The sequence below is a fragment of the Rhizobacter sp. P2_H3 genome (assembly GCF_056403355.1).
The window spans coordinates 1-10,911 of record NZ_JBFUFQ010000193.1 but is presented as its reverse complement, the minus strand read 5'-3'; the positions used below and the strand labels follow the sequence as shown (position 1 = coordinate 10,911).

The 10,911-nt window shown below is 67.6% G+C and carries 9 protein-coding genes; 2 read left to right on the top strand and 7 right to left on the bottom strand.

Going from position 1 to position 10,911, the window contains the following annotated elements; all coding sequences use genetic code 11:
• The 4 genes from AC1D1T_RS25060 to AC1D1T_RS25045 all read right to left on the bottom strand — a co-directional run.
• Positions 1-330, bottom strand: a 330-nt coding sequence (locus AC1D1T_RS25060; protein WP_477992685.1) for a carbohydrate-binding protein, incomplete at its 3' end; no start/stop codon positions are given.
• 89 nt (positions 331-419) lie between these two features.
• Positions 420-2,009, bottom strand: coding sequence for a beta propeller repeat protein (locus tag AC1D1T_RS25055; protein ID WP_477826714.1), 1,590 nt, complete (start codon positions 2,007-2,009; stop codon positions 420-422).
• Positions 2,010-2,112: 103 nt separating this feature from the next.
• Complete coding sequence (locus AC1D1T_RS25050; RefSeq protein ID WP_477844442.1) at positions 2,113-2,937, bottom strand: glycosyltransferase family 2 protein; 825 nt, start codon at positions 2,935-2,937, stop codon at positions 2,113-2,115.
• Positions 2,938-3,068: 131 nt separating this feature from the next.
• Positions 3,069-4,985: a B12-binding domain-containing radical SAM protein gene (locus AC1D1T_RS25045; RefSeq protein WP_477992684.1), complete on the bottom strand. Its 1,917-nt coding sequence runs from the start codon at positions 4,983-4,985 to the stop codon at positions 3,069-3,071.
• A 76-nt stretch (positions 4,986-5,061) separates the two neighbouring features.
• Here AC1D1T_RS25045 and AC1D1T_RS25040 point away from each other — a divergent pair, with 76 nt between their 5' ends.
• Positions 5,062-6,216, top strand: a complete 1,155-nt coding sequence (locus AC1D1T_RS25040) for an AAA family ATPase (RefSeq protein ID WP_477843551.1) — start codon at positions 5,062-5,064, stop codon at positions 6,214-6,216.
• 124 nt (positions 6,217-6,340) lie between these two features.
• Positions 6,341-7,279: an amino acid ABC transporter substrate-binding protein gene (locus AC1D1T_RS25035; protein ID WP_477843549.1), complete on the top strand. Its 939-nt coding sequence runs from the start codon at positions 6,341-6,343 to the stop codon at positions 7,277-7,279.
• A 33-nt stretch (positions 7,280-7,312) separates the two neighbouring features.
• On the opposite strand, the gene AC1D1T_RS25030 is transcribed toward AC1D1T_RS25035, so the two are convergent.
• The 3 genes from AC1D1T_RS25030 to AC1D1T_RS25020 are packed head-to-tail and all read right to left on the bottom strand — an operon-like array spanning position 7,313 to position 10,570.
• Positions 7,313-8,092: a DeoR/GlpR family DNA-binding transcription regulator gene (locus AC1D1T_RS25030; RefSeq protein ID WP_477827689.1), complete on the bottom strand. Its 780-nt coding sequence runs from the start codon at positions 8,090-8,092 to the stop codon at positions 7,313-7,315.
• Positions 8,093-8,141: 49 nt separating this feature from the next.
• Positions 8,142-10,328, bottom strand: a complete 2,187-nt coding sequence (locus tag AC1D1T_RS25025) for a phosphocholine-specific phospholipase C (RefSeq protein ID WP_477992683.1) — start codon at positions 10,326-10,328, stop codon at positions 8,142-8,144.
• Between the two features lie 26 nt (positions 10,329-10,354).
• On the bottom strand, positions 10,355-10,570 hold the full coding sequence (locus AC1D1T_RS25020) for a hypothetical protein (protein WP_477827686.1): 216 nt from the start codon (positions 10,568-10,570) through the stop codon (positions 10,355-10,357).
• Between the last annotated feature and the right edge of the window lie 341 nt (positions 10,571-10,911).

Below are 10,911 nucleotides of genomic sequence, written 5' to 3'. Positions count from 1 at the left end.
GGCGGGGGCGGGCGAAGGTGCTGGCGCGGGAGCCGGGGCGGGTGCCGGAGCGGGGACAGGGGCCGGCGCGGGCGCGGGCGGCGTGCCGCCACTCGGCCCGAGGTCCTGCCACCAGCTCGCCGTCGTCGGGTTCCAGCCGGTGCCGGTGTAGTCGGTCTGCGCGACCCAGGCCTTGTAGTCGTGCCCGGCGTACGACACGATCGTGCCCGCCGCGTAGAACGTGTCGGGTTTCCAGGCCGGGTAGGCCGCGTGCACGGCCGCGGCCGCCACCGACAGAACCAAGGACGCCAGCACGCGGCGCGCGGAACCGCCCGAGGCGGAAGTGGTCATGACCATTTTTAATCGCTCCCTCTGGATAGATGCTGCCGTCAGAATATCCAATTGAATACCAGTTGGAGCGATCCTCGCGCAGCAGGACGCTATTTCTTCTGTGACGACTCGTACGCTTTCGCGTCGAAATTGCTGTACTCCGTCTTCCAGTTCGTGCCTTCGTCGGTGGACGAGCGGATCGAGAACAGGCCGAGCTGCCCGCGGTCGACCGCGAAGGTCTTGCCCGAGGGCAACTGCACAAGGTGCCAGGCCAGCGGGAAATCACCGCGCTTCTTCCAGGTCTTGCCGCCGTCGTCGCTCGCCTTCAGTACCTGGTCGGTGAAGACGCCGCCCGGGTTCAGCAGCGTGCCGCCCAGCGTCTCGTAGGGCGGAGCGACCTTCACGTTGAAGTCCGATTTGATCTCCCTCCAGTTGGCACCCATGTCCTTCGACAGGTACAGCGACGCGAACACCCCCGCGAAGCCGCCGCCCGGCGAGGTGACGATGCCCAGCGAACCGCCAGGGTGGTACTCGATCGTCACGATCCGGCTGTTGTTCGGGGCCGTGGTGGTGCGCCAGATGCCGCTCGCGTAGTCGAGCGACTGGATCTGGCCGGTGCTCAGCGCGTAGGTCAGGCCCTGCGGGGCGCGCCAGATCCAGAACGAGTTCGCGCCGCTCCAGAAGCTGTTTGCGACGCTTTCCTTGCGCACCGGCGTCCAGGTGCCGGCGACCAGGCGAGGCGACTTGAAGAGCGTCACCTCGGTGCCGCTCTGCTCGGCGATGTACCAGCCGGTGCGGTCGTTGCCGTCGACGAACAGCAGGTTGCCGGGCGGCAGGTCGCCGGTGTCGATCGGCACCAGCCGGTCGCCACCCGGTGGAAGGCGCAGCAGCGTGCTGAACTCGCCGGCCGCGACCAGGCTGGCATCCGGGCGGTCGACCGGGGTCACGTGCAGCAGCGACTCCAGTCCGGTGCTCGGCAGCACGCGCCAGTGGCCCTCCGTCGACCGGATCAGCAGGCTGCCCAGGCGCGAGGCGGCGACGACCCGGCCATCGGACAGCTCGACCATGTTGTCGGCACCGACCGGCCGCAGCCGCGCGTACTCCTCGACCAGGTCGTTCGACGTGCGCGTGCCGTCCCAGCCGCCGGGCGTCGTGCCGGCAAAGCGCTGCGCCTGCTCGGGAGCGAAGCGCTGCATCATCGGCAGGTTCGACGTGATGGTCGCGCTGCGCCCGACGACGACGTTCGTGTTCACCGGCGTCATGATGAGCCGGCCGAGGTCGGTCGGCGTGCCGGGGACGATGGTGAAGCGGCCGATGCGCTGGCGCATCGTCGGCGTCATGCGCAGGGATTGGTTCGTCGCCCTGTTCGACAGCCCCGAGAACTCGTAGGCACCGGCCGGCAGCACGCCGACGAACAGCGAGGTGTCGCGCGCGAGGCCGGGTGCCACCTGCGTCAGGTTGAAGATGCTGCCGCTGGAACTGCCATCGGCATTGAGCCGCGTCACCGAGGCGACGTCCATCGCGGTGACCTGGGCCGTGTTGCCGGTGATGCTCACCACGGCCACGCTCTCGTTCGCCTTCGGCGGCGTCTTCAGCGGGTCGGGGGCGGTGCTGATGGTGGTGCAGCCGGCAGCCGCCACAAGGGCGCACGCCAGCAACGCATGCCGCAGGGCGCGGCGCGCAGGATCGATCAGGTTCAAGGGAAACTCCTCCGGTCGGTGGTGACGGCCCTGGGGGCTCGTTCGGCCCCTCGGGGGAGCGCCAGTTTAGGGCTTGTTAACAGGCCCTAGACCACGCGCCGGATCAGAACCAGGCCACCGGCAGGCTGAGCCCGACGGATTGGATCAGCTGCTGGCGCTGGGCCTGCAGCAAGGGCGTGGGCGCGCGCCAGCGGCGGTAGGTGTGCAGGAAGTCGACGACGACCGTGTTGTTCGTGGCCGCCGGCGCGGTGCCGCGGTGCAGGCCGGGGTTCACCTCGTCCTTGTGCACGATCGCGCCGCCACCCTCGTAGTACTGGGGCATCGCCTTCTGGCACACCGAGAGCAGGAAATCCCAGTCTTCCTGCGATTCGAGATGCGGGTCGACGCTGCAGCCTTCGAGCGCCAGGCGGTGGAACACCAGCGCGTTGTTCGGGATGAAGTTCTTCACGTGCAGCGATTCGATCGGGTGGCCGCCGAGGTGGATGCGGGTGCGCGCGAGGACCGCGTGCAGGTCCTTCTCGCGGTCTTCGTTCAGCACGTCGAAATCGGAGTACAGCACCTTGGCCTCAGGGTGGGCGCTGATGTGGGCCTGCGTGCGCTGCAGGTGCTCGGGCGCGAAGGTGTCGTCGTCGTCGAGGAACATCACCCACTCGCCGCGTGCGAGCCGCATGCCCTGGTTGCGGCTCTCGGCCGGGCCGCAGCGGCCGCAGCGCTTGATGAACATGTCCTGCTCGCGCAGCAGTTCGGCGCAGACGGTGGCCGTGTCGCCGTCGAGCGCGTCGGCCACGACGATGACCTCGAAATCCTGGAACGTCTGGGCGCGCAGCGAGCGCAGGGCGCGCGCCAGCAGCGGTGCGCGCAGGTGGGTCGTGGTGATGATGCTGAAGAACGGCGATCGGTACATCTCGGGCTCCATCGGGCGCGTCATGCGCCATCAGTGGGAGCCGATTCTGGGAAGGAGTGGGGTGCCGATCGACACGAAAAACGGGCCAAAGGCGGTGGGTCTCGGACCTATGGTACGTGTGTACCGGAACGGAAGAGCGGGCTCGTTTTCCCGACCTACTGCACCTGCTGCAGCGCCTTCGCGATGCGGTGCCGGCCGACCGTCGGTTTCGGCACGCGCACGTCGAACCAGCTGCGCACGTCAGCGTCCAGCCCGATGCCGTGCATGTAGTTGTAGATCGCCTTCTTCAGCGCGCGGCCCATTGCGTCGTGGTCGGTGCCGGTCGGGTCGATGAAGCCGACGTCGTTCTTCGCGAAGCGGCCCGGCGGCAGCGGCTGCAGCGAGATGCCGTAGTCGGCGGGCTGCAGGCCGACCGGCGAGTGCACGGTGCAGGCGAAGCGGTGGAAGAAGCCGCTCGCGATGCAGCCTGCCTCGAACAGCTGACGCACGTACTCGAGCGCGTCCACCGTGTCCTGCTCGTTCTGCGTCGGGAAGCCGTACATCAGGTACGCGTGCACCAGRATGCCGGCCTCCGAGAAGGCCTGCGTGACGCGCGCCACCTGCTCGACCGACACGCCTTTCTTCATCAGCTTCAGCAAGCGGTCGGAGGCCACCTCGAGCCCGCCCGAGATCGCGATGCAGCCGCTGGCGGCGAGCTCTTCGCACAGCTCGCGGTCGAAGGTCTTCTCGAAGCGCACGTTGCCCCACCAGGTGATCTCGACCTTGCGGCGCTGCAGCTCGGCGGCCAGCGCGCGCAGCGCCTTCGGCGGCGCGGCCTCGTCGACGAAATGGAAGCCGGTCTGCCCGGTCTCCTGCACGATGGCCTCGATGCGGTCGACCAGCGTCGTCGACGAGGCCTGCTCGAAGCGGGCGATGTAATCGAGGCTCACGTCGCAGAAGCTGCACTTCTTCCAGTAGCAGCCGTGCGCCACCGTCAGCTTGTTCCAGCGGCCGTCGCTCCACAGCCGGTTCATCGGGTTCAGCATGTCGAGCAGCGACAGGTAGCGGTCCAGCGGCAGGCCGTCCCAGGTGGGCGTGCCGACCTGGTCGAACGGGATGTCGGGCTCGGCGAAGCCGTTGATGTAGCGGACTGCGCCCGATTCGGCCTCGCGCACGAAGCTGCGCACCAGCCGCTGCTGCGAGCGCTTGCCCTGCAGGTGGTCGATCAGCGCGAGCAGCGGGCGTTCGCCGGCATCGAGCGTCACCACGTCGACGAAGTCGAACACGCGCGGCTCCGACAGCTCGCGCAGCTCGGTGTTGACGAAGCCGCCGCCGAGCGCGATGGCGATCTGCGGGTGCGCCGCCTTCACGGCCTGCGCGATGCGCAGCGCGGCGTACATCGAGCCGGGGAAGGGCACCGACAGCAGCAGCAGGTGGGGGCGGTGGCGCTCGACCGCGGCCAGTGCGAGTGCGGCGAGGCGCTCGTCGACCAGGTTCGGCGCGGCCGACAGCGCGCTGGCCAGCGGATCGAAATCGGCCTGGCTCGCGGCCAGCTGCTCGGCATAGCGCACGAACTCGAAGCGGCCGTCGATGGCGTCGCGCAGCACGTCGGCCAGGTCGTTCAGGTAGAGCGTCGCGAGGTGACGGGCGCGGTCCTGCAGGCCGAGCGCGCCGAAGGCCCAGGCGAGCGGGTCGCCGCCCTCGTCGTCGACGTAGACGTCGAGCGAGCGGAAGCGCGTGCCCTCGGGCAGCCAGTCGCGGCCGACGATGCGGTGCGCGAGGGTGGAGTCGCGCCCTTGCAGGAAGCGGATGGTGGGGGCGATGGTGGAGCGGTAGCGGTCGAAGGCGTCGAGGAAGACGGTGACCGGCGCGGAGCGCTGCGCCTCGGGTTGTGCCTGCGCGCGGTCGCGGACCTGGTCGAGGCCGGTGGGGGACAGCAGGTCGAGCACCAGCGCGAGCGCCAGGTCCTCCTGCACGGCCGTGATGCCACGCGAGCGCAGGAAGCCCGTGAGATAGGCCGTGGACGGGTACGGCGTGTTGAGCTGCGTCATCGGCGGGATCACGGCCAGGACGCGGAAATCTTCGGTGGACATTCGGGGGATTGTCGGCGATGCACCCGTGGTATTGCCGGGTGAGACACTTGCCCGGTCCTGACCTGTTGCATCCGCCATGCTCATTGAGTTCTCCGTGGCCAATTTCCGGTCGTTCCGGGAGCGGCAGACGCTGTCGATGGTGGCCGCGCCGCGGCTGCGCAAGGGCAGGAACACCTTCAAGGCGCCGCTCAGTGGCGAGAAGTTTCCCGACTTGCTGAAGGTGTGTGCGGTGTATGGGCCGAATGCAGCGGGGAAGAGCAACCTTTTGCAGGCGCTGTCGGTGATCGGTTTGATCGCGAATCTGTCGTCGAGTGCACTGGCCCCTGCGCTGCCAGTGACCCCGTTCGCGCTCGATCCGGCATTGGCGCAGGCGCCGAGTTCATTCGAGGTCCATTTCATCCAGGATGGAGTTCGATACCAGTTCGAGCTGGCAGCGACACGCTCAAGGCTCGTGCACGAGCGACTGGCGGCCTTTCCGCAAGGGAACGAGACCCTGTTGTACGAGCGGCGCTACGCTGACGAGACCGAGGGCTATGCCTTTGGCCCTGAACTCGAAGGCGGGGGTGACCTGCATCAGGCATGGCGGAAATTGACGCCACCGAACCTGTTGTTCATCTCGCAGGCTGTCGCGAACAGCAACGCGGAGATGAAGCAACTGCGGCGTCCATTCACCTGGCTGAGCCAGAGTGTCGAAGTGGTGCTGCGCGGCATGCAGAGGTACGCGGTCTCTGCTCAGGAACTGGCGGCGAAAGGACTCCCGAGCCTTGCGCAGGAGCTCGCCGCATTCTTGCGAGACCTGGATGTTCCGGTGTCTGCGTTCCAGGCCGGATCCGTCGATCCCGACGATCAGTCAGAAGGGACCAGGAATCTGATCGGATTCTTTGTTCCGTGGTCGATCAAGGGATACGGCAGCCGTGCAGTACTTGCCGTCGATCAATTCGACAGCAGCCTGCACCCGAAGATCGTCGCTGCGCTGATCGACAAGCATCTGGACAGCGAAGATCCCTCCCAGTTGGTCTTCACGACGCACGACACCCACCTGATGGGCACGAAGCTGCTGCGCCGCGACCAGATCTGGATCGTCGAGCGCGATGCCAACGGCGCGACCCAGCTTCGATCGGTACACGACTTCGAGGGCCGGGAGAGCGAGGATGTCGAGAAGCGCTACTTCGAAGGGCGTTACCGCGGTTTGCCGTTGCTGAAGGGCCGCCCACCTAGCCTGCCCATTTGAGGTCCGTCAAGCAAAACTCCCCCGAAACAAGGGGATAGAGGTTCCCGTCCAGTGCGACCTCCGTCACGGAAATGCGAATAGGGTAAACCCTATAATTCGACCCTTTTTGGTCGGAGCTTCCAAGATGTTCTCCCCTTTTCACGGCGTGATGCGCCACGTCGTGCGCCACGTGACGGGCCTGCTGCTGCTGGCCGGTGCCAGCGGTGCGGCATTCGCCCAGGCGCAGGCACAGGCCCCCGCCGACACGATGGCCCGCATCCGCGAGACCAAGGTCGTGGTGCTCGGCGTGCGCGAGGCCGCGCGACCGTTCTCGTTCCTGAATGAACAGAAGCAACCGGTCGGCTACTCAGTCGACCTGTGCCTGAATGCGGTCGAAGGCATCAAGCGCGAGCTGAAGCTGCCCGACCTGAAGGTGCAATACAAGGTCGTCAGCGGACCGGAGCGGATCCCGAAGCTGCTGAGCGGCGAGATCGACATGGAATGCGGCTCGACCACCAACACCCGCGCACGCCAGGAGAAGGTCGCCTTCAGCTACACCTTCTTCGTCGCCTCGATGCGCCTGCTGACGCCGAAGAACCTGCAGGTCGAGTCGGTGAAGGACCTGAACGGCCTGCCGGTGGCGCTCAGCAAGGGCACGACCTCGGAGAAGCTCTTCAACCAGCTGGCCAACGGCGAGCTGCATGCGCAGCTGACCACCTTCGCGAGCAACGGCGAAGCCTACAAGGCGCTGAAGGAAGGCCGCGTGCGCGCCTTCCCGCAGGATGATTCGCTGCTGCTCGGCCTGGCCTCCAACGACAAGGCGCTCGACACCTTCCAGGTCAGCAACCTGGCACTGTCGGTCGAGCCGTACGCGGTGATGGTGCGCAAGGGCGACACCGCGCTGCTCGCGTCGGTCGACCGCAGCCTGGCGCAGCTCTACGTGAGCGGCGAGATCAACGCGCTGTACACCAAGTGGTTCCTGACCGATGCGCTGACGATCAAGATGAGCCGCCTGACGCGCGACAGCTTCGTGCGGCCGAACAAGGAAGCCGGCGTCGCGATGCTGCTGGGGTTCTCGATCTGATCGAGCGCGGGTTGCCCGCCTCGATCACACCCGTCACACCAGCGTCAACTCGCAGCCCGCGTCGGCCAGCGCGTGCAGCGCCGCCGATTCCCGGGCCCGCTTGTTGGTGATCAGCTGGTGGACCTGCTCGATGCCGCAGAACGCGACCCGGGCGCACACGCCGATCTTGCTGTGGTCGGCCAGCAGCACGGTGCGCCGGGCCTGGCGCACCATCGCGCGCGCCAGCTCCGCCTCCGACGGATCGAAGCTGCTGGCGCCCATGCGCGCCTCCACGCCGACGGGCGAGAGCAGGGCCCAGTCGACCCGCCAGCGCATCACCTCGGCCACGGTGGCGTCGCCGTAGTTCGCGGCCAGTTCCGGCCGCGGCCGTCCGCCGAGCACATGCACCTGGTGCCGGGGTGAGCCGCCGTCCAGCGTCGGGCTGGCGAGCTTCAATGCCACGTCGAACGAGTTGGTGATCACCGTGAAGTCGCGCAGCGAGGCCAGCTCCTGCGCCAGCATCGACACGGTGCTGCCGGCATCGATGAACAAGGACTGGCCCGGCTGCGGCAGGCGTGCCGCAGCGCGCACGATCGCGCGCTTGTCCAGCGCATGGATCTTGTTGCGCTGCGCGAGCGGCAGCTCGGCCTCGGTGTCGCAGGCCAGGACGCCGCCGAACACGCGGCGCAGCTGCCCGGCGGCTTCCAGCGCGAGCACGTCGCGCCGCACCGTCTCGCGCGACACCCCCAGTTCATTGGCGATGCGCTCGGTGCTGGCCTGCCCGTCGCCGGCGAGCAGGGCCCGGATGCGCTGATGACGATCTTGCTGGAGCATGTGGCGATGATGCCGCAAGCCGCCCGGCGGACGGACGGCTTGCGCCGGGTCAACGTGTGATGGACGGCTGGTCGGCGACCGCGGGGCCGAACATCRCCGGGTCGCTGACCAGGTGCGCGCCGGTTTCCAGGCGCCCGGCGAAGCGGCGGCTGTAGCCCGGCAGCGCCGGCACGCCGACGCTGAAGTCGTACCAGTTGCCGCTGTCCTTCAGCGCCCACGCCAGCGTCTGTTCGCCGCCCGGGCCGACCGCCACCGTCTGCACCGTGGCGTCGAAATACGCATTGGCCCGCACGCTGAAGGTGCAGTCCGCCGTGCCGGTGTTGTGCAGCTTCAGCACCAGGTCGCTGTTGGCGACGTCGTAGCAGACCTGGATCTCCGGATTAGGCCGGCTCGCCACGGCGAGCGTGCTGGCGTTGCCGGTGAAATGGCGATGCAGTCCGGCCGGCCCGAGCACCCAGAGGTCGTAGACGCCCAGGTCCGCTGCCAGGGCCCAGTTGCCCCGCAGCTGCTTGCCGGCCTCGACGGTGTAGCGCCGGGGGACGGCATCCAGGTGCAGGCGATCGTAGACGTGGAAGACCGCTGCCGCGCGGCCGGTGTTCGAGAAGATCAGCGTGACCTGCTGCGAGGCCGGGGTGCAGACCGCACTGACGTGCAACTCGTACGGCAGTGCGCGCGACGGGCGGGTGCCCTTGGCCTGCACCGGCATCGCGGCCTCGTTCGGCAGCGTGGGCACGGTGCGCTGGGGCAGCGCGCGTGCACGGTCCGCCAACGCGGTGGTCGCCGGCAGGTTCCTGAAGAACTCGGCGTTGTTCGGGTCGGCGAAGTTGAAGGCCGACGTCATGTCGCCGCACACCGCACGGCGCCAGGCCGAGATGTTGGGCTCCTTCACGCCGAAGCGCTGCTCGATGAACTGCAGCGGCGAGGTGTGGTCGAACACCTGCGAGTTGACCCAGCCGCCCTTGCTCCACGGCGAGATCACGTACATCGGCACGCGCGGCCCGAGGCCGTACGGCCGGTGCAGCAGCGAGGGCTCGTAGGCCGCCGTGTGGTACGCCTTCAGGTGCTCGTGGTACTCGGCCGCGGTGTCCACCGTGCTCGCGCCCGCCAGCACCGCCTTCGCCGGATCGGCATCCCAGCTGGCGTACGAGGGCGGTGCCGGCGGCGGCACGTGGTCGAAGAAGCCGTCGTTCTCGTCGAAGTTCAGGAACAGCACGGTCTTGCTCCAGACCGCGGGGTCGGCGGTCAGCGCATCCAGCACCTTGGCGGTGTAGTCGGCGCCCTGGGCCGGGCTCGACGGCCCGGGGTGCTCCGACCCTTCTGCCGTCGCGACGATGAAGCTGACCTGCGGCAGCTTGCCGGCGAGCACGTCTTCCTTCAGCTTGTCGAGGTCGCGCGTGCCGACGCCGCGCTGGCGCAGCGCTTCCGAGTAGCCGGGGCGCTGGTAGTACGCGTCGCGGAAGGAATGGAATCCGGCCAGGCAGTTGTCGGTGAAGTTGTCGTCCATGTTCTCGTAGACCTGCCAGGTGATGCCGGCACGCTCGAGACGCTCGGGATAGGTCGTCCAGGTGTAGCCGCCGTCATTGCCGGGGTTGGCGTCGAACCAGTCGTAGTCGTTGTACGTGGCAGGGCCGTTGCCGAGCGCCAGGCCGTCGTTGGTGCCGGTCCACGCGAACAGGCGGTTGGTGTTGGTGCCGGTCTGCGAGCTGCAGTGGTAGGCATCGCACAACGTGAACGCATTCGCCAGCGCGTACTGGAAGGGCAGGTCGTCCTGCGTGTAGTAACCCATCGCATGGTTCTTCTTGTAGGTGGTCCAGGTGTTCATGCGGCCCTGGTCCCAGGCGTACTGCGCGTCGCCCCACGAGTGCGGCGTGCCCTCCACCCGCATCACGTTGAAGTTCTGCGTGGTGTTCAGGTGGAAGGGCGCGACCACCGCCGGCGCGGCACCGCTCACGGCGTTGGGCTGCGACCAGACCGTGCGGCGCTGGATGGCGCCGGCATCGGGCACCGGGATCGCGAACGGATCAGCGAAGCCGCGCACGCCGTTGAGCGTGCCGAAGTAGTGGTCGAACGAGCGGTTCTCCTGCATCAGCAGCACGATGTGCTCGACATCCTTCAGCGTGCCGGTCGTGTTGTTGGCCTGGATCGCGAGGGCCCTCTGGATGGCGGGCGGGAACAGGCCCAGCGCGACGGTGGAGCCAGCGGCGGTGCGGAGGAAATTGCGGCGGTTGAGCGTCATGGCATCGGTCCGTGGGTTCGTCGTGCTCAAGGCGCGCAATGCAGGTCGCGGGTGTTGCCCGCCGAGCCGCAATCCTTGTTGTCGTTGCCGCCGCCGCAGGCGGTCAGCGCGACGGAGATCGCGACGCTCACCCCCAGCGCGAAGCGCCGGGCGGAAGCGGCTGCAGTCGATGCAGACGGTGTGTGGCGGAGCGATGTGTGGCGGGCCGGTGTGGCCGGCCGCGGGGTAGGGATGGCGTGCATGGGGGTTCCGACTGAGGTTGGGAGCGTGTCGATCCCACCCATGCTATGTGGTAATTATTGTGTTTGTGTGACTTTGTGGTTTTTGATGCGAAGGGTTCGCACACGGAAGGACACTGACAAATTTGTCATCTGCCGGACAGGTTCCCGTCCGCCAGCGATTCCTACGATGGCGCGGTTTTGACCACCTGCCATCGCAGAAACCAACCCATGAAACTCGCTACCTTTGCCGTGACCGCGGTTGCTCTCGCCGCTGCCTCGGCTGCCAATGCGCAAGACGCGCAAGCCTCTTCCACCAACGTGACGCTGTACGGCGTCGCCGATGCCTACGTGCAGTTCGCCAA